We start from the raw sequence: 25,359 nt of genomic DNA on the forward strand, positions 1-25,359 counted from the left end.
ATACTTATTTATAATTATTTTAAATAAGTCTGGAGCAGCCTCATTTTTCTGTTGTGCTCAGGCTTAAGGATGAACGATAATAATTCTGTTGGAATTTCGTGGAGCCCATGCGGTGAGGAGGAGACAACATGCTGGACCGGCTGATCAGACTGCCGTTTGTGCTGACAGAGGAGGAACGCAGAGAGCTGCGTATGCTTACGCTTAGCGAAAATATTTCCAGGGGCAAGCTGTTTGCCAGAATCATCATAGGCATTGAATCGGCTCTGGCAGTAATTGATCTGGCAGCATCCATTGCCAAGCTTCATGACAGCTTTCACTTCAGCTTTTACTTTATAATGTATGTTTTTATGATTGGACTGAATGTGGCTTTCTTGCTTGCAGCCACCGCCTATGAAAGAGATGCCAAGCTGATGGAGGGCGGCTACCGGTTGTATGAGAAGCTGTTCACCGTATATGCCTACACATTTGTAGTCTGGGGTACTGCCGTCACATTATCGGACCAGCGGCTTTACGGGCAAGTTATGGCTTTTGTGATTAACGTGGTGGGGATTTCGGTCATTTTTTATTTCAATAACAAGATGGTGCTGCGGCTGTATATAGTCTCAGGAGGGCTGTTGTATATCGGACTTCCTTTTTTTCAGTCATCTTCGAATGTGCTGATCGGCCATTATATCAATCTGACGTTGTTCCTGTTCTTTACCTGGATGGCCTCAAGAATTTTGTATGTGAATTTCTGCAGCAATTATTACAACCGGATTCTGCTGGGAACCAGCCACCGGAAGCTGGAGGAGCAAATTAACCGTAATGAAAAAGTGCATTTGGAGCTGGCCCGGGCAAACGAGGAACTGCAAAGGTTATCGCTTGTCGATGCGCTGACGGAAATTCCAAACCGCCGGGCCTTTGACCAACAAATGCAGCGGCTGCTAAACCAAAGTGAAGAACCTTGCAGTCTGGTTGCCATTCTCATGATAGATATCGATTATTTCAAGCCGTTCAACGATAACTATGGGCATGCTGAAGGGGACCGGATCATCAAAGAAGTGGCACAGGCGATTCATGCGGAAATGGAGGGAGAACGACAATTTGCCGCCCGGCTGGGGGGCGAGGAGTTTGTGGCTGCAGCGTTTGATACCGGGGTGGACGGGGCAATGGAGCTTAGTGAAAGAATCCGCGCGCGTGTTCAGCAGTTGGCGGTTCCACATGAGTATTCCGGGGTCAGCGTCTACCTTACGGTCAGCATTGGTGCAGCCGCAGGTGAAGCTGCGAATCCGGAGGAGATTGCGCGGCTTATGGAACGCGCCGATAAGGGGTTGTATTTGGCGAAAACCAGCGGACGCAACAGAGTATCCAGCGCCAGCAGCACATAAAAAGAAGCCCCGCCGCAGCCATAGAAGCTGCAGGCGGGACTTCGGATAACAGGTTAACCCTTGATGTACATTCGTTTGTAATATTCTTCCAGCATACGTTTGCTCGCGAACTCGGTACGCGTGGTTTCGATGCTTTTGTGCATCATTTGTACCCATTTATCCTTATTCTCGTAGAAGGTTGGGAGTACGCGGTTCAGAAGGGTGTCGTACAAGGCATCGCTGTCATGCTTATCCAGGACCGTAAAGTCTGTAGTCTCAAAGCCGCCGCCGATCTGCCAGCCATTCTCACCGTCGATACAGGCTTCCGGCCACCAGCCGTCGAGGACAGAGCAGTTCAACACACCGTTCATGGCGGCCTTCATACCGGAGGTCCCGCTGGCTTCCAGCGGACGGCGCGGATTGTTGAGCCAGATATCAGAGCCGCGTGTCAACATGGCACCAATTGTCATATCGTAATTCTCAAGGAAGACAACGCTCTTCGGATATTTTTTCATCATCGCTACAAGGTTGCTGACGATTTTTTTGCCGGTGTCATCCAGCGGATGGGCTTTGCCGGAGAAGACGATTTGAATACGTCCGCTCTCCAGATAAGGCTCGATAATCTCCGGCTGGGAGAAAATCAGGTCGCTGCGTTTATAAGGTGCAGCCCGCCGGGAGAAGCCGATGAGCAGATTGTCCGCATTCAGCGAGATGCCGGAGCGTTCTTTAATGAAGCTGATCAGCTCGCCTTTGATTTCCTTGTGGGTGGCCCACAGGTCGCCGCCTTTCTCAAAAGCGCGGGTCATCCGTTCATCTACCCAGGTAGGCGTATGAATGGCATTGGTGATGCCGATAATCTCCGATCTGCCGGCGACTTCCTTCCACATTTTATTTGATGTATCGGCATGGAGCTGGGCAACAGCATTAGAAATACGCGACAGGCGCAGACCGGCCACCGTCATATTGAACGGATCGCCGCCGATACGCTCCATTTGGTCACGGGTCAAGCCATTAAAAGCGCCCATGTACTCCAGACGGTCCAGCGGGTGCGTCTCATTGCCTTCCTTAATCGGTGTATGTGTAGTGAACACAACCTCTTCGCGGGTAGCTTTCCAGGCTTCTTCAAAGGAGCTGCCGCCGGACATCTTCTCCCGGATCAGCTCGATGGCTGCCAGCGCTGCATGCCCTTCGTTGAAATGGTAGACGTCGATTGGAATCTGCAGCGCACGCATGGCTTTGACTCCGCCAATCCCAAGCACAATCTCCTGCGCAATCCGCTCTTCCCCAAACCAGCCGTAAAGCTGGCCTGTAATCCAGGCGTCGCCATTCTCGGGAATATCCGTATCGAGCAGATACAGGGGATTGTTGCCGAAACGGTCGGTTTTCCATACTTTACAGACCACATCAATCTTGCGGACCTTAACGGTAACCTTCACTCCAGTGTCCTCAAGGAAATCATAGACATTGTTGTGATAGGTGTCGTAAGGATTGCCGGCCGCATCGATCTTCTGGTCCGTATAGCCCTGCTTCCATTTGAGACCGATGGGGATGATCGGAGCCTGTATATCCTTGGCGCCCTTGATGTAGTCTCCGGCCAGAATGCCCAGGCCACCGGCGTACATTTTGAAGTCGGCGTGCAGTCCGTACTCCATGCTGAAATAAGCTACTGACGGTAATTGGTTCTCATTCACTTGATAAGCCTCCTAAATAATAATTAGAATAAAATCTGGTATAACTGCAGGCTTGATCTAAGGTGCAAACGTTTGCTCAAATGACTAAAAAACTTTGTGGAATCGATTGCACACCTATTTTAGCACATTTCCAGAAAAATGCATATCGAACTTTGTAAACCGGATAATCTAATGAAATGTAATTCATAAGACATGAAGGCCTGTGTAAAGTAGGTCCCTTTAGCTAGTACGAAAGCAGCGTTGCAATTTACGGCCCGAGCTGATTTTACCAAAAGTCCTTTTTTTCTTATAAAGTTGGAGCCGGCAGCCGAAATAAAGGATGAAACACACCACAACACAGGGGGAACCGATCACATGAAAAAAATCCTTAGTATCCTGGCAAGTTGTTTCCTGGCCATTAGCATGATGTCGGGAGCGGCACTGGCAAAATCCGAAAACAGTAACGGAAAAGGCGACAGCAATGGCAAAGGCAAAGCAGAAGCTGCAACTGAAGCTGCAGTTGGCGTGCCGGCTAATGCATTAACGGCAGCAGACAAGGACAAAGACAAGGACAAAGACAAGGACAAGGACAAAGACAAAGAGAAAAGCAAAGAAGTGAATAAAGAAAGCGTTACTACCGCTACATATGCTACGTATGGAGATAAGGGTCACAATGGATATAAGGGACTTCTGCATGCGATTGAAAATGTAAAGGATAAGCCGGCAGGAGCAGTTATCGCCGAGCTTTTATTAACCCGGTACAATACTGAACTGACACCAGAAATGAAGGCAGAGCTGGAAGCGATTCAAGACAAGGATGCCGCGCTGACGGCGCTTGCGGAGATGCTGAACCAAAAGGGAAGCGTAACCGATGCGGTGTACGTACAGAAAGAAGCCATTTTGGCCAATGTGAAGAATCTGAATTCTTATAAAAGGCTGGGCAAGCTGTATGCGCAAACCGGCAAAAAAGGGATAAAGCTCTACGTTAACGGTGAAGAGTCGACTTCTGGCGCCGCTCCCCTTCTGACCGGGGGAAGCACATTAGTGCCGTTCAAAGCCATCGCTGAGGCCTTGCAGGCTGAGGTAGTCTGGAACGCGCAGGAGCGCTCTGTTACCATGACCCGGGAAGGGACTACAGTGAAGCTGTTTATTGATAAAAAGACTGCGTACGTCAACGGACAAGCAGTTAGTCTTCAGGTGGCCCCGGCGATCGTAAAAGGCAATACGGTAGTCCCAGCCCGCTTTGTCAGTGAAGCCTTGAAAGCTACTGTAAAATGGGAGCCGGAATCCCAATCCGTAGTCATCTACGAAGAGTAGGCCTTGCGCAGCCTCGGGTAAGGCAGTATTCTTTTGCAGGCTTTGAACTGCTATACATTCAGGAGAAGACACGGCAACTTTTGCCGTGTCTTTTAAGTGTATGAGGATGCACTGGTCCATAAGGAAAGCAGACAGATTCTGCCCGATCAAGCGGAATGGGGTTTGATAAACCTTAGTCATCCCGAGTAAGATAGAGAGTAACAAGTCAGGATGGTGAAAAGATTGAGCATAGTGATAATTGGAAGCCTAAATATGGATATGGTGGTGCGGACAAGCCGGGCTCCGAACGCCGGAGAGACATTGTTTGGACAGGATTTTGCCCTGTCTCCAGGCGGAAAGGGTGCGAATCAGGCGGCAGCCGCAGCCCGTCTCGGCGCAGATGTGAGGATGATCGGCAGAGTGGGCAGAGATACCTTCGGCAGCGAACTGCTTGAAGTGATGCGCAAAGAGCGGATCGATACCGAGCATATAGGGCAAAGTGAAGCGCAGACTACAGGGGTGGCCTCTATTGTTGTGGACGGAGAAGGGGAGAACCGGATTATCGTTGTGCCTGGCGCGAATACCGAGATGGGACCAGCGGATATCGCAGCACTGGAGCCGGTCATCAGCCAAGCGGAAATTGTGGTGATGCAGCTGGAGACGGATCTTACGATGTGTGCACATGCTGCGGCTATCGCACATAGACATGGGATTCCAGTGATCCTGAACCCGGCTCCGGCCAGGGAGCTTGACGATGATTTTCTGCAGCATGTAACCTATCTGACTCCCAATGAGACGGAAGCGGGCATCCTGGCGGGAATGGACGTGAACAGCGTTGATGAGGCAGGGCAGGCGGCGCGTATTTTATTGCAAAAAGGGGTGCAGAACGTAATCGTGACCCTCGGCTCCAAAGGGGCGTTGATTGTAAATAAGGAAGGCTGCCTGCATATTCCCGGATTTCCAGTACAAGCTGTGGATACGGTAGCTGCCGGAGATTCTTTTAACGGAGCACTGGCCTGGCAGCTTACCCAAGGCAAAGCACTGGCCGAAGCAGCCAGATTTGCTAATGCGGTCGGTGCACTGGCGGTAGGCAAGCAGGGGGCAATTCCTTCGCTGCCGTACCTGCCGGAGGTTGAACAGTTCCTGCTGGACGCTGCTGAACAGTAAATTGAATATAGCTATATAAGCTGAACTGTAAAATGAAATCATAAAAAAGGGCGAACCTAATGGAGGGAAAGTGACCAGACCCCCAATATGAAATTCTTAAGTTCCGCTTATATAGACGCTGATATATTAAGGAGCTGAAGAAATGAGCGGCACAGTGACCGTTAGAAATGTAACCCTCGGTGAGGGGATTCCCAAAATCTGCGTTCCGCTGGTCAGCGCTGCGGCGTCTGAGCTGGTGGCAGAGGCCAAAGCGCTGAAGGAGCTGGCACCGGATCTGGTGGAATGGCGGAGTGACCTTTTTGCAGAGGTGGAGGATCTTGCGGCAGTTCAGAAAACGTTGGCCGAAATCTCTTCCGTTCTGCCCGGCATTCCGCTGATCTTCACGTTCCGCAGCGCCAGGGAAGGCGGCGGGCGGGAGATTTCGGAGGAATATTATATCCGGCTGAACCAAGCGGCCGCAGAAAGCGGTCATGTGGATATTATCGACGTAGAGCTGTTCAATAAGGAGAACGTTGTCCGCGGACTGATTGCCGCTGCCCATGCCTGCGGGGTATTCGTGATCGTTTCGAATCACGATTTCAACGGAACGCCGTCCGTGGAGGAGATTGTCTCCCGGCTGCGCCAGGCGCAGGCCCTTGGCGGGGATCTGCCGAAGATTGCTGTGATGCCGCAGCATGCAGGCGATGTGCTGACCCTGCTGGCGGCGACGAATACGATGCGGGAGCAATATGCGGACCGTCCGATTATTACGATGTCCATGGCTGGGGAAGGTGTAATCAGCCGTCTGGCCGGGGAAATCTTCGGCTCGGCGCTGACTTTTGGCGCGGCACACAAACCTTCGGCCCCGGGCCAGGTCGCTGTAGCCGAGCTGCGGAGGGTGCTGGAGCTGCTGCACCGCAGTCTGTAGCAGCGGGATGGGCCTCAGCCTGTTGCGGATGAGCTGCAGGCGAATTAGCTAAATTGGGAACAGATTGTTACGACAGAAATTGGGATAGATGCCTACACGGCAATGTTCTGTATACGGATGAGAATTAGGACGGTGAAGACGATTGAGACACTGCAAATAGCATTTGCTTGCAGATCAATCAATATATGAAAAGGGAGCTGCCTTGGTTTATGGGGCAGCTCCCTTTTCTGTGTTAAATTACATGCATCAATCTTGCTAACCGGATATCCCGAGAAGTCACTGCTGTGTGGCTATTGTCAGCCCGCGTTCCTGAAAAACCTCCTTGGCCACAAAGGTGGCGTTGAGTACCCGCGGAAAACCGGCGTAAGGCGTGCAGTGCAGGATGGCTTCGACAATCTCTTTGGGGGAAAGCCCCACGTTAAGTGCAGCATTGATGTGAACGGTAAGCTGAGGTTCGCAGCCGCCAAGAGTGGTAAGTGAGGAAATGGTGATTAATTGGCGCTGCTTCAAGTCCAGCCCTTCACGGATATAAATATCGCCAAAAGCAAACTCAATCACAAATTTGCCGAGATCGGGAGAGATGTCTTTCAGCGATTCAATCACTTTTGCTCCTCCAGTGCCATCCACCTCCATCAGCTTCTCCCAACCGCGGTCATAACGTTCTGTAGTCATAAGTTAACCTCCGTGTAATATGGATTTCGTGTTCTATCTCCAGGTTACAGCTTAGAGCGCGCTCTAATGCAACCCTTGATTGGGTGTGGTATGATTTCGGCATGGATAACTTACTTACGATTCAGGAAATGTCCCGCCTGACGGGACTGTCTGCGCATACGCTGCGGTATTACGAGAAGGAGGGCATGCTGGAGGGCGTAGTACGGAATGAACAGGGCTACCGTGTCTATTCGGAGGCGGATGTGTCCTGGGTACAATTCCTGGTCGTTCTGCGGGAACTGGATATCCCGATCCGGGAAATGAAACGTTATTCCAATCTGCGCAGCCAAGGGCCTTCTACCGTCCATGAGCGGCGGTTGATGCTGGAAGCCCACCAGAGCAGGGTGGAAGAGCAGAGACGGAAGCTCAGCGGCAGTCTGGAGAAGATTGCCAGGAAGATTGAGTATTACAAAGAAATGGAGGAAGCCTTGGTTATAAAAAGAAATTCGTAACACTGGGCAATATTACCGGAACTGTAGTCCGCATTAGTTGTAATTGAGCACAAGCGAAAAGCAGCGGTTCTCTAATGATAGAGAATCGCTGCTTCGCAAAATCCTTCACTTATGGGAACAGCTGCCTATTCCTTCAAAGCTTCCGTGTATACATGCACGGCATCTCTCAAAAACTTAGCTACGCCGGGGCGGGTTTTGTCGTAGTAGGCGGTAAACCGCTCATCGTCGACATACATTTGTGCCACTCCCGCATGCGCTTCTTTGGTATAGGTATCCCAGTAGAAGGTTAGCCACTGACGGTGGAGATCGGCGGCTTTTTGGGCAAGCACACTTGCCGGATCACCATCCTCCATCGCCTGCTCCAGCATAGCAAACATCTCTGCCTCAAGCTGCTGGATGGCGGCGTGCTGCTCTTCCGTCATATTTTTCAGCTTGCGGTTCGACTTCTCCACAGCCTCTTCGCCATATTTCTCGCGGATTTCCTGTCCGTACTTCTGCTCATTATCGTCAATCAGCTTTTGTTTAAAGCCTGCGAACTTTTCTTCATTGCTCATCGTTATTCTCCCTTCGGTTTGGGCCAGTGTTTTTTCGACGTTCAAGATCAGCATCTCCAATTGTTGTTTCCGCTGAAGCAGCTGCTCATGGTGCTCGCGCAGGGCCCGGGCTCCGTCAAAGGACGGTGCGGTGACAAGCTCCTTAATCCCTTCAAGGCTTAATCCCAGCTCCCGGTAAAAGAGGATCTGCTGCAGCCGGTCCACTTCTGCCTGCCCATAGATACGGTATCCCGAGGAGTTGATTCTGGCCGGCCTCAGAATGCCAATCTCATCGTAATACCGCAGGGTCCGCGTGCTGACTCCCGCAAGTGCCCCCAGCTTCTGCACGGTGTACTCCATAGTCTTATTAGCCCCCGTCTCTTTTTCAGCGTGTGTTCATGGATAGCCTCTCATCAACGTTGTTGCAAGCAGCTGCTTACAAGATCACTGTACACCTTTACGTAACGGCAATGTCAAACATTAATTTACAGCGGGCAGGACCGGTTTACAGGGTGACGTATACGGATTCTTATATTTGAAACAGACAGCGGCACTCTCCCCAGGATGCCCACTAAGGAAACTGCCGCTGACCAGTTACGGGTATGGAGTTGTGTTATTTCTTACCGAGCTGTGCCGCAAAATAGGCTTGGAGTTCCGCCAGCTTCCGGGGATCAGCCAAAGCGTCTTCTCCCGGAAAATAGTGCTCGGCCACCAGCTCCCAGGTGGGAACGATCTTTTGCGCGTTCATGGCTTTGATTGCGATCTTGACGGTCTTGCGTTCTCTGGCATTGGAGAAGGTGTCCACATAATGCTGGGAACGCCCGAAGTCGAGATCGGGGAAGACGGCGCGGAAAATATCCGCAGTCATCTTGGCATCGTCCAGCGCGCGGTGCGCAGAACCGGACGGCTCCAGTCCGAACAGGGCCATCGCTCCTTCGACGCTGATATCGTTGCTGAGGCCGCGGGCGCGCAGCACGCCTTTGAGCAGATCGAAATAGGTGGCGGAGAGCCAGTAGGCATCGTCCATTTTATGCATGCGCACATCCTGAATGATCCGTTTCATATCCTCGCCGCCCCAAGTCAGGAGCAGCACGCCGTCCGCGCTCTGATCCAGCCAGGCCCGGAAGGCGGTAATCACCTTGGGGAACCGGTCGGCAACGTCGATATCCTCTTGGGGGATGCCGGTTTTTTTCTTAATGAATGAATTGAGGGTGGAGAAGTATATGGGTCTGATCAAAGCCGAGAATTCATCCTTATATTGCAGTGAAGCATCTAACCGGACGGCTCCAATCTCTATGACCTCCATAGGATGTTCACTGGCAAATTTGCGGCCGTTGAATTCGATGTCCAGAATAATATAATCCACAGGTAATGCCTCCGTTTCAGTGACTGGCGCTAGGATTGCCTTAAAATGCGCCGACTATTCTATTTTAGCAAAAAAAACGCATGAATGGGGAATTCGGTGGGAAACGGGGAGTTGTCTGCAGGGGAATAGGGACGGAGCTGTCGAATAGTCAGATAAGACGGAGAGCAGAAGCTAAAGTATCCGGAGGCGGACGACTCAAAAGGAGGCTTGAACCGCAGGAGGAGGATTCTGGTTGCTGAAGCAACAATTGTTGAAAGGAGAGGAACCGTCCCGGTCAGTGAATCCGTTATATTGCTCCTAACCTATTTCTGAGGGGATTTCCGGCAAATAAGCGCTTGTGAGCCTTAGTCCCGGATTACATGACCTTGTCCCAGTGTGATTTCTGCGAAACCGGCCATCTGCCGGGCTTGATAACGGATTGGCTTGCCGCTGCCCATGATGAGAATGTTGCGGATATCGGCCGTGCCCCCGGAGGGGAGGGCAAAAGCTTTGACGTAGGGGAATGCCTCGCTAAGGGTCGTGTGAATGGCACCCATCAGGCGGTCCTTTTCGCTGCGGCCCATCAGGTTCATGATGATCGACCCGCGGCTGTTCAGCCTGGAACGGGCCAGGGCGAAGAATCCGCTGGAGATCAAATGCCGGGGCGTTCCGTCAGCGGTGAAGGCATCCAGAAGGATGTAATCATAGCAGTGTTCCGGCTCACCCTCAAGAATGCTGCGCCCGTCCCCGACGATGACATTATCCTGGCTGTAACCAAAATGCTGCCTGCTCAGCTCCACAACCTCCGCACTCACCTCGGCAATCTTAAACCGCTTCTCCGTGAAGTAACCGGCGATCGTCCCGATTCCATGTCCAATAAGAAATACATCCTCGAAAAAAGGCCCGCCCGCCTCCATTAAGTGGATCATCGCCCGCGGGTATTCAAAGACCACCCGCCGGGGGTGGTCCAGATCAAGGGCGCCCTGAATGGCGTCCCCGGAAAACTGCAGCACACGGAATCTGCCTGTCTCGCCATATAATTCTGTCGTATCGTAAACCTGGATTCCCTGCTGCTCATCCGATAGGTGTGACCGTGGTTGCAAGAGATCAATCTCCTTAAGCAAGTGAAATGCGTTTATATTCGTTCGGGGTGACGCCGACAATTTTTTTGAACAGTTTGTTGAAATAGGCGGGATCGGGGTAGCCGACCTCGGCCCCGACCTCATGAATTTTTAGATCAGGAGCATTTTTCAGCAGTAACTTGGCTTTCCGGATGCGGATTTCAATCACATAATCAGTCAAGGTCAGACCGGTCTCCTGCTTGAACAGCTTGCTCAGATAGCTTGGTGTCAAATACACCATGCCTGCCAGCATGTTCAGATCGGGATGCTGATTGTAATGGGCCGATACCCAGCGCTTCACGGTTTCGATGGCCGTTCCAGACAGCTCCAGACGGTGGACGCGGATGCTGCCCAGTGCGGCTGAGAAGGCGGAGATGAAGGCCTGCTCAATCTCGCGGAAGCTCATGCTGGACATTATCTCTTCCTCAAGCGGAGGCTCACCGTTCACGCGGTACACCGCTTCGAATTCCTGAAGCTCCTTACGGGCCGTGTCCTCAACCTCGCGGCAAGCCCGCAGAATGTGTCCGGGACAAGCGCGCTGCGATTCCAGCACGGAGAACAAGGAATGGATGTGCTCCAGCACCCCCGGCACATTCAGAATTTGCAGATCACGGATCAGCGGCTCACGCAGCGCCGGGAAGGGATCGCTCAGGCACAGCTCCGCAGCCGCAAGCTCTTGAGCAGTAATATAATGGATCCGCTGCGAATTGTAAATCCCAGCATCACAGGCCCGCTTAGCTTCCAGGTAGGATGCTCTAAGCTTGGATGGATCGCTGCAGGAGCCGCTGACCCCGGCATGAAGGCGCTGTCCGCCGCTTGCCGTGCGGATATGCCCGCCGATACTATTCAATTCTGCAGCGGTTAAGGGCTCAGCAGAATACCAAATCCATACGTACAACCCCTTGCGTATTTCCAGAGAGTCCATCAATAACTCCTTCTCTTGCCGCAGACTGTCTGAGCAGGCGCAGACGGTATCCCGGGAGCTTCCCTTGAGCACAAACACGGAGAAGTAAGGCTGGGGCAAAATAAGGCTGCTTAGCAGGACTGAGGATGGCTGCTCGACATGCAGCAGCGAGAGAAGCAGTCCGGAACGATGGCGTTCTTCCTTTTCCCGCAGCTTCTTCCGTTCTTCATCCAGACGGTAGAGCACTTCAAAGAGCTGCTCTTTGTTGATTGGCTTCAATAAATAGTCCACCGCGGAGCTGCGGATCGCTTCCCGGGCATAATTAAATTCTACGAAACCGCTCATCAGCAGGGTGCTGATATGGGGATGTCCGGCTTTGAGCTGCTTAATCAGCTCCAGGCCGTCGACATGCGGCATCCGGATATCTGTAATGACCACATCAATCTGAAGGGAGGGCAGGGCGTCCAGCAGCTGCTTGCCGTCGGCATACGTTCCGGTGACAAGAAATCTTCGGCTCTCCTTGCTGATCATCCGGGCCAGGCCTTCGCGAATCAGAATCTCATCATCTACAATCACTATACGCAGCAATCCGGATATCCTCCTTTAGTCAACTCATTTTATTCCTCCCGGAGATGACCGGAGAGGTCCTCAATCCGCAGGGTGACACGGGTGCCCTTTCCAATCTCGCTGCTCACGCTAAGTCCGAACGAAGGCCCGTAATGCAGGCGAATCCGCTCGTTCACATTCCGCAGCCCGATGCCGAACATCTCGCCGTCGGCTCCGTTTCTCAGGCTGCCGTTCAAGGCACGCAGGGTGTTCTCATCCATACCAACACCGTCATCTTCAATGCAAAATACAGCTTTGCCGTCCTCTTCCCAGCCGATGATCCTCAGTGTGCCGGGACCTTCCTTGGGTTCCAGGCCGTGGAAGACCGCGTTCTCGACAATCGGCTGAAGAACCAGCTTAATGACGGGCAGCGGCAGAAAAGCCTCCGGAACTTCAATATTCAGCATGAATTTGTCCGGGAAGCGGATCTGGAGCAGATGCAGATAATTCCGCACATGGTCCAGTTCATGGCGGATCGTGACCATCTCTTCACTGCGGACAATGCCGTAGCGCATCTGTAATCCCAGAAGATAGGTCAGCTTTGCTACACGGGGGTCCTCGCTGCTCTCTGCCAGCATGCGGATGGATTCCAGCGTGTTATAAATGAAATGCGGGTTAATTTGGTTCTGCAGTGCCCGCATATCGGCTTTCTGTTTTCTTTTCTCCGTTAGGGAGACCTCATGCAGCAAATCCTTGACCCGGATAATCATCCGGTTGAAGTGGCTGCCAAGCATGCCGATTTCATCGTTGTATTTGGGATGCAGCCAGACGTCCAGATTGCCGTGCTGAACCTGCTTCATCAGCCGGACCATTGATTTCAGGGGCTTGGTCAGCGCATGAGAGATAATGGTGGCGACGAACAGGGCAAAAGCTATAATCACGAGCGTCGTCAGAATTAGTGTATTGCGGTTTTTCTCCATCGGCGAGAGGATGCTGGAGAGCGGAATGGTGACCAGGGTTGTCCAGCCGGTTTGCTTCGATACAGTATATACAGCCAGATAAGGTACCCCGTCCAGCTTGATCTGAAAATGCCCCTGATCCAGCTTCACTTTGTCCAGCAGCAGTTGTCTGGTGAGCGCCTGTTCTTCCGGGGTCTCCCCCTGTTTGCCCTCACCGGCGTACAGAAGATTCCCCCGATCGTCCACCACCAGTGTATTGCCCTGGGTGACGGCATTTACCGGCTCCAAAATCCCCTTGAACAGGCTGATGTCGACATCGAAGACGAGAATCCCGATTTTTTTCAAAGTGCTTACAGAATTAATGGTGCGCAGAACACTGAATACTTCCCGCTGTGCGGATGAATTTACCCGGATGCTGTGTCTGCCCTGTATAACAGGAGCTGTTCCTCCGGCTTCGCTGAGCTTTTTCCATGTGGACAGCCGCTCTGCCGGAAAAATCTCATTAATGCCCACAGCCGTATCGTAAAAAACAGAATCATGCTGGTCTGCCATATAGACCGCCAGTATTTCGTTTTTCATGTGTTTCAGATAGCTGAGGAACATCGACATCCCGGTACTTTTTTCCCAATCGGTATTCTTCTGTGTCAGATAGAACTGCACATCGGTATTATACAGCGGCAGAGAAGTATACCGTTTCAGGTCGGCCACATAGCGGTCAATGGTATCCGAGGCGTTGGAAGTCATTTGACCCGCCCGCTCAGTGGCATTCACCAGGACGGAGTTGAACATGGAGCGGGAGGACAGATAGCTGACATAGGTGATGGGCATAGAAATCAGGAATACAAACACAACAATCAGCTTCCGTTCCATTGGCAGGTTAGCCAGGAACAGCCACATTTTGCGAAAAATCCTCAGGATCGTTGACACTACGTTTATTCCTCTCCGCACATCCCCCTTATTTGACCGCCCCGCTGGTTACACCTTCAAAAATATAACGCTGCAGGAAAAAGTACAGAACCACTGTCGGCAGCAGAATCAGCAGGATCGCAGCGCAGATCAGATTCCATTCGCCCGAGTTAACCCCCTGAAAGCGCATCAGGACGGTGGTGACCACGCCAAGGCTCTGTTTGGGCATATAAAGATAAGGGATGTACATGTCATTATAAATGCTGATCGTCTTCAGAATCACCAGCGTAGCTGTGGCCGGAGTCAGGAGCGGGAAGATGATCGAACGGTAGATTTTGAACAGGGAAGCCCCCTCAACCATGGCGCTCTCATCAAGATCCACAGGAATGTTGCGGATAAACTGCAGATAAAGAATAATCTGAATCACGTCTGCACCGATGTAGAGTACTATAGGGGCACCAAGCGTGTTGTAGAGGCCCATATTTTTTATGATACCAAAGGTGGCAACCTGAGTAGTGATGCTGGGAATGATGGTAGCGACCAGGTAAGCTCCGAATACAACGGGCTTCATTTTAAATGAGAAGCGGCCAAGCACGTATGCAACCATTGTCCCAAACAGAATGTTCAGGGTCAATGTAATTATTATGATGACGAGGACATTGCCGAATCCGCTGAGGAGCCCCCCGCGCTGGAAGACGGCGACAAAGTTGTCGAAGTTCAGGAAGCTTTTGGGCAGTGCCATCGAACTGCTGGAGTTGAACTCATCCGTAGATTTGAAGGCATTCACTACAACTACATATGGAGGAAAGAGGACGACAAACACTCCGATCAGAAGCGAGAAGTATTTGATGAAATCAACAAAACGGAATTTGGTGTGTGCCATGTTTACTTGTCTCCTCCTCGGTTAAGAACCAACTGCTGCACCAGCAGTACAATAACGACAAAGAACAGCAGAATGATGCTCATAGCCGAAGCCAGCCCGTAATTGTTAAAAGCGAATGCCGTATCGACTACGCGCTGCACATAGGTCTGGCTCGCGCCCGCAGGTCCGCCTTTGGTGAGCACGAACGGCAAATCGAAGACTTCCAGCGCACCGGTAACGGTCAGGAAGAGATTCAACTGGATAACCGCCTTCATATTCGGCAGGGTAACTCTCCACAGGGTCTGGAAAGAGCCTGCTCCGTCGATCTTGGCCGCTTCATAAATATCGCGCGGAATGGCCTGCAGGGAGGCGATGTAGATGACCATATTGTAGCCCATGAACCGCCAGAAGCCGGTGGAGGCCAGGGAATAGTTGACAAGCCCTTCGGTCCCGAGCCAGCTGGTCTGCGCCAGTTGATGAAGTCCAATATTGTTCAAAAACAGATTCAACGAGCCGTTGGTGGTATCAAACACATAACCGAACATAAATGCAACCGCCACACCGTTCATAATGTAGGGCAGGAAGAGCATAATCCGGAATCCGTTGCGGCCCCGCAGCTTGCTGTTCAGCACCACAGCGAAGTAGATAGCCACTATGTTTTGGACAAGCCCCATTACGAAATAGGCAAAGTTATGAGTAAACACCTTGAAGATATCAGGATTGCTGAACACCTCACGGTAATTGGCCAGCCCCACCCAAGGCTTCTCTGGGCTGTAGCCGTCCCAGTCCGTGAAGCTGTAATAGATCAGCTTAATAGCCGGGTAATATGTGAATGTAGCGAGTAGTAACAACGGAATAAGCAGGAATGACACTATAATAATAGTCTTCTGTTTGTTATAGGATAACGTTCCGAACATCGCTTTACCTTCTTTCCTTTATAACCTTTGTTATTGACGGCAAAATGGATTATCCGTGAAGGCGATAATCCATTTTGCGCCGTGTTTATGGAATTGCTGCCGTTACAGCTTAATCTTTAGATCAATAACCAAGGTCTTTCTTAGATTTAGCCCAGGCTTTGTTCCATTTATCAAAGACGCTTTGCGGATCTTTGGCAAGTACAAATTCCTGGAGCATAGCCGGCAAATCAACCTGTGCTTTGTTGCCAATTTCAGTGACTTTGGCATCATCAGGAGATGCTTCCTGAAGCTGTACACCGGTAGCTTGGAATTCCTGGATCTGAGGCAGTTTAGATTCTTTGCCCTTCAGCGGTGGAAGGAATCCGGCGAAATCTTCATATCCTGATTCTTCGATCATCCATTTCACGAAAGCTTTGGCAGCGTCTACATTTTTGCTGTCTTTAGAAACGGCATAGAAGAAGTCAGGACTAAGCGGAGCGGTAATTGTACCTGAGTTGTCATATGGCAGCGGGAAGAAACCTACGTTGTCGGAAGTGGTGCCGGCATTGATGACTTGGTTGATAACCCAGTTGCCCAGGAAGTACATGCCGAATTTTCCGGCTGCGATATCTTTCTTGGACTGTTCCCAGTTGGTGGAGTTAATGTCTTTTTCCAGGTAACCCTTTTCATTAAGCTCTCTCAGCAAACTGAATGCTTTGCCGTATCCGTTATCCATTGTGAACGGAGCTTCTTGGTTCAGCTTTTCGTTAGGGAAATCGGCTTTGCCTTCAATGACGCGTGGCATGTCGTAAACCCAGTTGTTCAGCGGCCATTTGTCCTTGAAGTTGGAAGCAAGCGGAACGATGCCCTTGGCTTTCAGCTTTTCGCAGGCAGCAAGGAATTCATCCCAAGTCTTAGGCAGTTCCGTGATGCCTGCATCGGCAAATGCTTTTTTATTGTATACAATACCGGTTGTGGAGTTGCCGCTCGTGATGCCGTAGACCTTGCCATCAGTGGCTTTGAAATCTTTGAACGTAATTTGATCATTCAAGCCGAGATCATCCAGAGGGGCGAAATATTTCGGCAGGTCGGAGTTAGGCACTGTCGGGATAAACATGATGTCAGGAAGCTCTCCGCTGGCCATTCTGACTTTGGCTTGCTGGTTATAGTCGGTTTGGGAAGCTTCGAATTCCACCTTGATGTTCGGATATTTCTCATTAAAGCGCTTTACATATTCGTCATACTCTTTGCCGATCATGTCGGTTCTGTTGGTGAGGAACGTGATTTTGCCGCTAATGTCTGCTCCGCCTGCCGCTGGTTCGGTTGCTGTCGAATTTCCGCCGCTGTTACTTGGCTCAGCAGATGCTGCTGGCTCGTTAGTGGCTGTCGAGGCATTATTATTGTTGTTGCCGGAACCACAGCCAGTCAGAGATAAAGATAGAGCTGTAACGATAACGAAACCTAACGGAAATAACTTTTTCTTCATTGTGCTTTCCCCTTTTCATTTTTGTTAGCGTTTACAATAGTAATTATACCGGTAAATTTCCGATCAATAAATGGCTTGAATTATTATTTATTGTCTTTATTTGTTCTTTTTAAAAGAATATAATTAGCATGTTGATAACAACAGAATAACAAAATACAATAGAAATGAAAGCGATTCATGAAAGCGTATGCTCACCAGACTCCAGGCGTATGCTTCTGCCGACACCACTTATAGGAGGTTCCATGAAACTACAACTGAAATTGGACAACTGGCAATTTAGAGCCTGCGGGGAAGAAAAGTGGCTTCCGGCAACTGTGCCGGGAACAGTGCATACCGATCTGCTCCGCAATGAGCTGATCCCTCCCCCTTTTTATGGAAAGAACGAGCATGAACTGCAATGGATCGACAAGAAAGACTGGGAATACCGGACGGTTCTGCAACTGGACGAGGAGTGGCAGCAGCGTGCTGTTACTGAACTGGTTTTCAAAGGACTAGATACCTATGCAGATGTATATGTGAATAATGTGCACATACTCTCGGCGGACAATATGTTCCGGGCCTGGACCATAGATGTCAAGGAGCTGCTGCGGGCCGGAGAGAATGAGATCCGCGTGCGGTTCCGTTCCGTAGTAAATGAGGATCTGCCGAAGCTGGAACAGCTTGGTTATGCGCTCCCGGCGCCCAATGACCAATCCGCGCTGGGAGGACTTGGGGAACAGCAGATCAGCGTATTCGCCCGTAAAGCGCCTTATCATTACGGCTGGGACTGGGGTCCAAGATTCCTGACCAGCGGTATCTGGCGCGAAGCTGTGCTGGAAGGCAGGGATCAGGTTGCTATTACTGATTTGTATATCCGCCAGAATGCGGTGAATCAACAAGAAGCCCGGCTCACTGCACTTGTGGAGGTGGATGCTCCATCGGCATGGAACGGTCTGCTGCGGATCAGCTGCGGCGGCCGGGAATGGACCAAATCAGCTTCGCTCCAACAGGGCAAGCAGAGGCTGGAACTGGAAATCGTTCTGGATCAGCCCCGTCTCTGGTGGTGCAACGGCCTCGGGAAACCTGAGCTGACTGCCTTTCGGGCAGAACTGCTGAAGACAGGGGAGGCCGCAGCGCAAGCTGAAGTTACCACCGGTCTGCGGGAGATCAAGCTGGTCCGGGAGCCGGATGACCGGGGAGCTTCCTTTTATTTTGAGCTGAACGGCGTACGTATATTCGCCAAGGGCTCCAATCACATTCCGAACGACAGTTTTTCTACGGAGGTTACGGAGGAGCGTTACCGCCATGAGGTCGCTTCGGCTGTCGCCTCCAATATGAACATGCTGCGTGTGTGGGGCGGCGGGATCTATGAAGAAGAGACTTTTTACCGGCTGTGCGATGAGTATGGTCTGCTGGTCTGGCAGGATTTCATGTTCGCCTGCAGCATGTACCCGGGAGATGAGCCGTTCCTGGAGAATGTGCGTGAGGAGGCAGTCTATAACGTCCGGAGATTGCGCAACCATCCGTGCATCGCTTTGTGGTGCGGTAATAATGAGATGGACTCGGCCTGGTCCCACTATGAGGATAACATGGGCTGGGGTTGGAAGGAAAAGTTCAGCCAGGAGATCCGTGAGAAGCTGTGGAAGGATTATGAGGCGGTTTTCCACCGGATTCTGCCTGAGGCCGTGGCCTCCTGCCACCCGGATGTGGCTTACTGGGCATCTTCTCCAATGCGGAATCTGACTTATGACATGAAGCAGCACGCTACACGGATGGCCGGTGAAGGGGATGTGCACTATTGGGGCGTATGGCATGGGAGCGAGCCTTTTGAGAACTACAATGTTAAGGTTGGCCGCTTCATGAGTGAATACGGCTTCCAGTCTTTCCCCGAGCTGAAATCGGTGCTCACCTATGCTGAAGAACGTGATATGGAGCTGGAATCCGAAGTGATGCTGGCTCATCAGAAGAACGGACGCGGCAATCTGCTGATTAAAGAATACATGGATATCTATCTGCCCCGGCCAAAGGATTTCAAGAGCTTCCTGTATATGAGCCAGATTCTTCAAGCGGAGGCCGTGCGGACCGCCATTGAAAGCCACCGGAGAAACAAGCCTTACTGCATGGGCACGCTGTACTGGCAGATGAATGACTGCTGGCCGGTTGCCTCCTGGGCGGGCATGGATTATTACGGGCGCTGGAAGGCGCTGCAATACACGGTACGCAAAAGCTATAAAGATCTGCTTCTCTCTATCGACAGTCCGGACGGGGAAAATCTCCGGATTCACGCCGTATCTGACCGGCAGGAGGGAATGGCAGGCGAACTGCGGGTCCGGCTGCAGGACTTTAGTGGAGCTGTGCTGCAGGAATGGATACAGCCGGTAACCCTTGCGGCTGACTCGGCAAGCGTTGTGTTTTCAGAGAAGCTTACGGCATTGCTGCAGGGCCGCGAGCCTCGGCGGGTGCTGCTGGCTGCCACTTTGCAGGCGGGCGGACAGCAGCTTGACCACAAGCACCATTACTTCGTTCCCGGGAAAGAAATTGCATGGACCCGGCCGGCAGTTAAGGTAGAAGAGGCTCCGGGCAGCGGTGGACTAAGCTTCATAGTCACAAGCGATGCGCTTGCCAGAGGCGTGTATCTGACAGCGGAAGAAGAAGGCATCTTCTCGGACAATTTCTTCGACCTGCTTCCGGGCGATTCGAAAACCGTGGAATTCTTCCTGAGCGGCAGCGGGGAACAGGATTTCACTCCGTCTGCCCCGAGGGGCCTGGAGATTTACACAATGGCAGATTATATAGATGAGAACCTGCTGTCTGAGGCATAAACTGCATGGTGAAAGGATAGGGGGGAAGCCAGCGCAACAGGGGAAGCCGGGGAAATCGGCTTCCCTTGTTTGTGTTTGAACTATGGAGGGATGGCCCCGGACCTTACATGAATGTATGGCAAGCGGCGTAGTGGGCGTGAGGCGCGGCGCAGCAGATGGCAGGGAAAGAACGGCAGAAATGCCGTTGTTGAGGTACCACGCGGCAGATGGCAGGGAAAGAACGGTAGAAATGCCGTTGTTGAGGCGCGGCGCGGCAGATGGCAGAGAAAGAACGGCAGAAATGCCGTTGTTGAGGCGTGGCGCGGTAGATAGCAGAGAAAGAACGGCAGAAATGCCGTTGTTGAGGCGCGGCGCGGTAGGTGGCAGGGAAAGAACGGCAGAAATACCGTTGTTGAGGCGCGGCGCGGTAGGTGGCAGGGAAAGAACGGCAGAAATGCCGTTGTTGAAGCTCCGTGCAGCAGATAGCAGAGAAAGAACGGCAGAAATGCCGTTGTTGAGGCGCGGCGCGGTAGGTGGCAGGGAAAGAACGGCAGAAATGCCGTTGTTGAGGCGCGGCGCGTACCTCTGATCCAGCCATATATGGTTGTTGAGTAAAATAAGAGGTATAAATACCTTTGAAAATTCCCGTCCATAAGCAGGCCACTGGGCCAAACGGTGTTATCGAATTCCCGGCGGCCGTGCTTCCGGCTAATTTTCTACTTTTGAGCGGTACGGCAAAAACGGCAGCCGCGCCTACTTGCCTGATCGGCGGAGTCACCATTAAGTGGGGCGCCATTGCTGCCAAGTATTCGCATGACAATCACAATCTGCTGGTCGTGGGTCACGACCTGGAGGACATGGCTGTAGCGGCTAATACGGTGATTGCGGAACAAGGCGTGTCAAAAGCAGCAGTTGCACGAAATTCTGCTGTACAAAGTGCAATTGAATGCAGTAGCCGGCCTGATCCCGAAAGGGACCAAGCAAGCAGGTAAGTAGGCAGTAAGGTGTAGACAGTTGGGCAAGCAGTTAGTCAGGCAGGTGGGCAAGTAGTCAGGCAATTAGGCAGCAGGTAGGCTAGCTGACAAGTAGGCAAGTAGTCAAGGAGGTAGGCAGTTAAGCAGGTGGGCAAGTAGTCAGGCGGCCATCTCATAGCAGTGCTGCATGCAGCTGGCTGTCTGGCAAGTAGCTAGGCAGTTTGGCAGCCAGTCAGCCATCTCATAGCAGTGCAGCCAGCCCTGTTCTCCTTGCTCTCCTTCAAGCAATCTTGCCCATAAAGTTTTGGCTTCCAGGACATATTGTATATAATGGAAGTATTTCTTGATTCCGGAGGAGGCGGTTGTGATGGCAGAGATGGAGCGGGCGGAAAGCTCAGATTATGCGGACAACCCGGGGCAGCGAAAAAGTTCCGGGAAACGGAAAAAGCCAACTTTTATGCAAATCTACCTGATTGTGTTCCTGCTCGGGATTGCTGTATTCTGGGTAGGTTCTTTCATCCAGATGTTCAGTTCGTTTGAGGAACGGGTATCGGGCCGCATCAATCTGCAGGATATTACTTCTATTGAAATCATCCGCTCGTTGCCCTCAACAACTGACGAAGTGAAGGTCACAGTGACCGATCCTGCCAAAATTGCCGGCATCATGAATGCCTTTGCCGGTGTTAAATTGATGAGTTCTAATGCTTCCCACAATTTTAACAGAAGCTACTGGATCAGTATCATTGTAGGCAAATCTTTAAGGTTCGGCGTTCGCCTGGACAACCAGAAGTATATCTACATTAATGACTTGGCCAGAAAAGATAAATACAGCAGCGGGTCTTTTAAAATTATCAATCATTATGACATACGGTCAATCGACAGCCTGTTCGACTGAGTGGGCGGATTCCATTGACTTGCAGATGCCCCGCGCCTATGATGATTAATAATATAATTGTGAAACGCACAGAGGAGAGAGACAGCATGGATATGGAGATTGAACGCAAGTTCCTGCTGCCGGAGTACCCGGAGCGGCTGATTCAGGAAGGCCGGGTGCAGGTGATTACGCGGCATAGCATTGACCAGACTTATCTGGCGATTGAGGACGGGCAGGAGCTGAGAGTACGCAAGATCACTGACCTGGATTCGGGAGAGATTACGTATACCCACACCTTCAAGGATGGCAAAGGCATCAGCCGCAAGGAGATTGAATATTCCATCTCTGAGGGATTATATAACCAGATGATCGAAGCCGTGAAGGCTGTGCCGCTGGTGAAGACACGCATTACCGGCATTTGGAACGGCGTGACCGTAGAGATTGACCTCTATACCCAGCTTGAGCTTGCCGTACTGGAGGTTGAATTTGATTCGCTGGAGGCAGCGGAGAGCTTTGTGGCCCCCGAATGGTTCGGCAAAGATGTCAGTGTAGAGAAGAAGTACAGCAACAAGACTGTCTGGAAAGAGCTGCAGAACAGATAACGTGAAGCTGCCCTGCGGCATCCCATGGTTACGCAAAAAGTTAACATAGAAGTAACGGACTTTAACGCTTAAACGTGTTAATATAGAATGAGTTTAAGGCTTGGGCAGCGCGGCTTCATTTTCAGCATACCGGCCGGCCTATATGAGGGTTAACTACAGAGGGGTTCAGGAGGATGAGAGAGGTATGGAGTATATAAGCACAAGAGGCAATGTAAAAGCTAAGGGCTTTATTGATACGGTTCTGATGGGGCTGGCCGATGACGGCGGGCTGATGGTGCCCTTCCAGATTCCGGTGATCTCCCCCGAGAAGCTGGCGGAATGGCGGAGCCTGAGCTTTCAGGAGCTGTTCCTTGAAATTTTCTCTTACTATACCAATGATGAAATTCCCTACGATGCACTAAAGGAAATGGTCTACACCAGCTACAGCAATTTCCGTGCGCCGGAAGTGACGCCACTGCACAAAGTGAATAATTCCTTGTATGTACTGGAACTGTTCCACGGGCCAACCTTTGCCTTCAAGGATGTGGCACTGCAGTTCATGGGCGAGTTGTATTCCTACATTGCTAAAGTGCGGGGCGAAATCATCCATATTCTAGGAGCGACCTCAGGCGATACGGGAGCGGCGGCGATCCAGGGTGTACGCGGCAAGGAAGGGATCAAGATCTGTATTCTCCATCCGCACGGCAAGGTCAGCAAGGTGCAGGAGCTGCAAATGACAACCGTGGACGACAGCAATGTGCTGAATCTGTCCGTTGAGGGCAACTTCGATGATTGCCAGAAGGTGATTAAGGAACTGTTCGCCGATCTGGACTTTAAGGGCAAATATCATCTGCGGGCGATCAACTCGATTAACTTCGTGCGCATTCTGGCGCAGACGGTCTATTATTTCTATGCCTATCTGCAAATTGAAGGCAGTGATGAGAAGAAGATCAACATCAGTGTGCCATCCGGCAACTTCGGCAACATTTTCTCCGGTTATTTGGCGAAAAAGATGGGATTGCCGGTCAACAAGCTAATTATCGCCACGAATGAAAACAATATCCTGGAACGGTTCGTGAACACTGGTGAATATAAGCCGGGAAGCTTCACGAGCACTTACAGTCCTTCGATGGATATACAGGTAGCCAGCAACTTTGAACGGTACCTCTATTACCTGGTGGGCGAGGATGCGGAGAAGCTCTCTGCCTATATGTCCAAGCTGCAGACCGAAGGGAAGATTACTATCGCCGGAGAAGCGCTGCAGCAGGTGCAGGCTGATTTTGCCGCACTGGGTGTGAAGAACCAGCAGTGTCTGGATACGATCGGGAAGTATAATGAAGAGTATGATTACCTGCTCGACCCGCATACGGCCTGCGGTATTGCAGCATACGAGCAGTTTAACGGCGCAGGGGAAACGGCCATTACTTTTGCGACAGCCCATCCGGCCAAATTTGACGAGTCCATTGCCTTGGTTGGTATCAAGCAGGAGTTTCCGGAGCAGATCGCGGCCTTGTTCTCTTTGCCTCAGCACCAGACTGTAGTGGAGCATGATAAAGATGTGATTGTACGCGAGCTGCAGGCCTTTTACGAATAGTACAGTCTCCCGGCTGTTTTCTGCAAGCTTCCTCATATTGTAACAGCCCCCGTTCTTGGGAGAGAACGGGGGCTGTTTGGCGTAAACAGGCATCTTCACGGCATCGGTAAGGAGGAGGTGTTCTGCCGCTTCCGGGCTTTTTGGCAATAGTCCGCGATTTTGTAAGAAATATAATAGCCCAGCATTTTTTCGGAGTCGGAGAAGGGGGTTTCAAGCAGTCTGCTGATATGATCCAGCTTGTATCTGAGGGTATTCCTGTGTATATACAGTTCTTCGGCAGTGAGCTGCATGTTGCGGTTATTTTTGAGATAGACAAAGAAGGTATGGTACAGGTTGGATTGATGGGCAGCATCATATTCCTGCAGCTTCAGCAGCTCGGGATCGCGGTAGCCGGGTTCCTCCATAGACAGGGCATCGGCAGAAAGCAGCTCGTAGAGATGGATATCGGAGTAGAAAGTCAAATGCTGCCCGGGGCAGAGGATGCCACCGATCCGGATCGCGCTTAGGGACTGGAGAAAATGTGTTCTGCACTGGGGAAGACTGGAGAATTTGCTGCTGACCCCAAGCATGATTCCGGACTGGGCCAAAAATTCCCGCAGATGGGCAGGGATATGCTCTTTGGACAGAACCCCGTCATGGATCATCACAATATGTCCCTCATAATAGGTGAAAGGGCTGCCGGGAAACAGCTGTTGTAAACGCTCTCTTAAAAAGTCGTCATAATGTCCTGAACCCTCATAGCGGGAAAGGTCGAACAGCAGCACAAGCAGATGCTGGCCAAACCTCAAGCCTGCGCTTTTCATCCTGTCCCGGATGACATGGCTGTCCTGAAACTGCTGATCCAGCAGTGCGCAGATGAAATCCTCCACCTTCATATTCCTAGTGTTGCGGTAGTAGCTGTTCTTGCCCATCTCTTCCCCCAGGATGGTGGCGGCAATGGCCAGCAGTTCCTTGTCTTGGGGACGGAGAGGATGCTTGCAGCCAAGAAGCAGCACGTTGCCGATCGGTTTGCTGCCAACTTTGATCTTGGAGATCAGCTTGGTGTTTGCGGTTTCCTCGCAAGTGACTTCATAAGATTCGTCGGTCTGCTTTCCCCGCCGGACACTGTCCAGCTTGTTCACAGCGGCAATAAAGTCGTAAGAGCAGTAACCCTTGCGGATATTCTCGCTCCATAAGTAATCGGTAATCTCATCCGGGTCAGAGTGGGCCACAATTTTGAAGCTGGAATCAAATACAATGACGGGATTGCGCAGGAGTGCTGCAGCGGTCTGTACGATAGCGGACAAGCCTGCGCCTGAAATGTAAGCCGTGAATAAGGATGCGGTGTAATGCTCCATTTCGATCTTGTCTGGCCGCAGTTCATCTAGAGAAACATCCATGGGGATCACCCTTTTTGAGGAGTTTTTTTTATCATAGTGCACAATGCACTAGAAAGAAGTGATTTTTGGC

Annotated in this window: 21 protein-coding genes and 1 pseudogene; 11 read left to right on the plus strand and 11 right to left on the minus strand. The window is 51.4% G+C overall.

The genetic code is table 11. The annotated features are described in order from the left end of the window. Positions 1-128 precede the first annotated feature (128 nt). Positions 129-1,367, plus strand: a complete 1,239-nt coding sequence (locus PGRAT_RS31450; RefSeq protein WP_025706656.1) for a GGDEF domain-containing protein — start codon at positions 129-131, stop codon at positions 1,365-1,367. 53 nt (positions 1,368-1,420) lie between these two features. Here the strand turns inward: PGRAT_RS31450 and glgP are convergent, their stop codons facing one another. Continuing rightward, a complete protein-coding gene (gene glgP, locus PGRAT_RS04645) occupies positions 1,421-3,037 on the minus strand; it encodes an alpha-glucan family phosphorylase (RefSeq protein WP_042266107.1) in 1,617 nt (538 codons plus the stop codon). A gap of 354 nt (positions 3,038-3,391) precedes the next feature. On the opposite strand from glgP, the gene PGRAT_RS04650 reads away from it, so the two are divergent. From PGRAT_RS04650 to aroD, 3 genes are all read left to right on the plus strand, one after another. Next, positions 3,392-4,333 (plus strand): stalk domain-containing protein, encoded by a 942-nt coding sequence (locus tag PGRAT_RS04650; protein WP_025707170.1) that lies wholly within the window; start codon positions 3,392-3,394, stop codon positions 4,331-4,333. Between the two features lie 231 nt (positions 4,334-4,564). Then, complete coding sequence (gene rbsK, locus PGRAT_RS04655) at positions 4,565-5,479, plus strand: ribokinase (protein ID WP_244884074.1); 915 nt, start codon at positions 4,565-4,567, stop codon at positions 5,477-5,479. A gap of 142 nt (positions 5,480-5,621) precedes the next feature. Further along, positions 5,622-6,386, plus strand: coding sequence for a type I 3-dehydroquinate dehydratase (aroD, locus tag PGRAT_RS04660; protein ID WP_025707167.1), 765 nt, complete (start codon positions 5,622-5,624; stop codon positions 6,384-6,386). Positions 6,387-6,662: 276 nt separating this feature from the next. Here the strand turns inward: aroD and PGRAT_RS04665 are convergent, their stop codons facing one another. Next, positions 6,663-7,058 carry a carboxymuconolactone decarboxylase family protein gene (locus tag PGRAT_RS04665; protein ID WP_025707166.1) on the minus strand — a complete coding sequence of 132 codons (396 nt, stop codon included), beginning with the start codon at positions 7,056-7,058 and terminating at the stop codon, positions 6,663-6,665. Positions 7,059-7,159: 101 nt separating this feature from the next. Here PGRAT_RS04665 and PGRAT_RS04670 point away from each other — a divergent pair, with 101 nt between their 5' ends. Further along, the gene (locus PGRAT_RS04670) at positions 7,160-7,549 is read left to right on the plus strand and encodes a MerR family transcriptional regulator (RefSeq protein WP_025707165.1); all 390 of its coding nucleotides are present in this window, start codon (positions 7,160-7,162) and stop codon (positions 7,547-7,549) included. A gap of 125 nt (positions 7,550-7,674) precedes the next feature. Here PGRAT_RS04670 and PGRAT_RS04675 read toward each other — a convergent pair whose 3' ends face one another. The 8 genes from PGRAT_RS04675 to PGRAT_RS04710 form a co-directional block, all read right to left on the minus strand. Further along, a complete protein-coding gene (locus PGRAT_RS04675) occupies positions 7,675-8,442 on the minus strand; it encodes a MerR family transcriptional regulator (protein WP_025707164.1) in 768 nt (255 codons plus the stop codon). Between the two features lie 253 nt (positions 8,443-8,695). Further along, entirely contained in the window at positions 8,696-9,448 is a 753-nt protein-coding gene (locus PGRAT_RS04680) for a 3'-5' exonuclease (RefSeq protein WP_025707163.1), read from the minus strand. Between the two features lie 344 nt (positions 9,449-9,792). Further along, on the minus strand, positions 9,793-10,530 hold the full coding sequence (locus tag PGRAT_RS04685; protein ID WP_025707162.1) for a spermidine synthase: 738 nt from the start codon (positions 10,528-10,530) through the stop codon (positions 9,793-9,795). A gap of 13 nt (positions 10,531-10,543) precedes the next feature. Further along, a complete protein-coding gene (locus PGRAT_RS04690; RefSeq protein WP_025707161.1) occupies positions 10,544-12,040 on the minus strand; it encodes a response regulator in 1,497 nt (498 codons plus the stop codon). A gap of 29 nt (positions 12,041-12,069) precedes the next feature. Then, positions 12,070-13,884, minus strand: coding sequence for a sensor histidine kinase (locus tag PGRAT_RS04695; protein ID WP_025707160.1), 1,815 nt, complete (start codon positions 13,882-13,884; stop codon positions 12,070-12,072). Between the two features lie 28 nt (positions 13,885-13,912). Further along, complete coding sequence (locus tag PGRAT_RS04700) at positions 13,913-14,746, minus strand: carbohydrate ABC transporter permease (protein ID WP_025707159.1); 834 nt, start codon at positions 14,744-14,746, stop codon at positions 13,913-13,915. A 2-nt stretch (positions 14,747-14,748) separates the two neighbouring features. Further along, entirely contained in the window at positions 14,749-15,642 is an 894-nt protein-coding gene (locus tag PGRAT_RS04705) for a carbohydrate ABC transporter permease (RefSeq protein WP_025707158.1), read from the minus strand. A 121-nt stretch (positions 15,643-15,763) separates the two neighbouring features. Further along, positions 15,764-17,107: an ABC transporter substrate-binding protein gene (locus PGRAT_RS04710; protein WP_025707157.1), complete on the minus strand. Its 1,344-nt coding sequence runs from the start codon at positions 17,105-17,107 to the stop codon at positions 15,764-15,766. A 242-nt stretch (positions 17,108-17,349) separates the two neighbouring features. On the opposite strand from PGRAT_RS04710, the gene PGRAT_RS04715 reads away from it, so the two are divergent. The 6 genes and pseudogenes from PGRAT_RS04715 (at position 17,350) to thrC (ending at position 23,910) form a co-directional block, all read left to right on the plus strand. Next, a complete protein-coding gene (locus tag PGRAT_RS04715) occupies positions 17,350-19,908 on the plus strand; it encodes a beta-mannosidase (protein WP_042266110.1) in 2,559 nt (852 codons plus the stop codon). Positions 19,909-20,023: 115 nt separating this feature from the next. Beyond that, on the plus strand, positions 20,024-20,476 hold the full coding sequence (locus tag PGRAT_RS04720) for a hypothetical protein (protein WP_042266111.1): 453 nt from the start codon (positions 20,024-20,026) through the stop codon (positions 20,474-20,476). Positions 20,477-20,602: 126 nt separating this feature from the next. Further along, positions 20,603-20,783, plus strand: a pseudogene (locus tag PGRAT_RS34195) (adenine deaminase C-terminal domain-containing protein); the annotation flags it as partial. A gap of 445 nt (positions 20,784-21,228) precedes the next feature. Then, entirely contained in the window at positions 21,229-21,756 is a 528-nt protein-coding gene (locus PGRAT_RS04730; protein ID WP_025703914.1) for a hypothetical protein, read from the plus strand. An 86-nt stretch (positions 21,757-21,842) separates the two neighbouring features. Next, positions 21,843-22,337 (plus strand): CYTH domain-containing protein, encoded by a 495-nt coding sequence (locus PGRAT_RS04735; RefSeq protein ID WP_025703913.1) that lies wholly within the window; start codon positions 21,843-21,845, stop codon positions 22,335-22,337. A 184-nt stretch (positions 22,338-22,521) separates the two neighbouring features. Next, on the plus strand, positions 22,522-23,910 hold the full coding sequence (gene thrC / locus PGRAT_RS04740; protein WP_025703912.1) for a threonine synthase: 1,389 nt from the start codon (positions 22,522-22,524) through the stop codon (positions 23,908-23,910). A gap of 95 nt (positions 23,911-24,005) precedes the next feature. On the opposite strand, the gene PGRAT_RS04745 is transcribed toward thrC, so the two are convergent. Beyond that, a complete protein-coding gene (locus PGRAT_RS04745) occupies positions 24,006-25,289 on the minus strand; it encodes a PucR family transcriptional regulator (RefSeq protein ID WP_025703911.1) in 1,284 nt (427 codons plus the stop codon). Positions 25,290-25,359: the final 70 nt, after the last annotated feature.

Origin of the sequence: Paenibacillus graminis (assembly GCF_000758705.1) — a bacterium.
GTDB classification, from domain to species: Bacteria; Bacillota; Bacilli; order Paenibacillales; family Paenibacillaceae; genus Paenibacillus_AQ; species Paenibacillus_AQ graminis.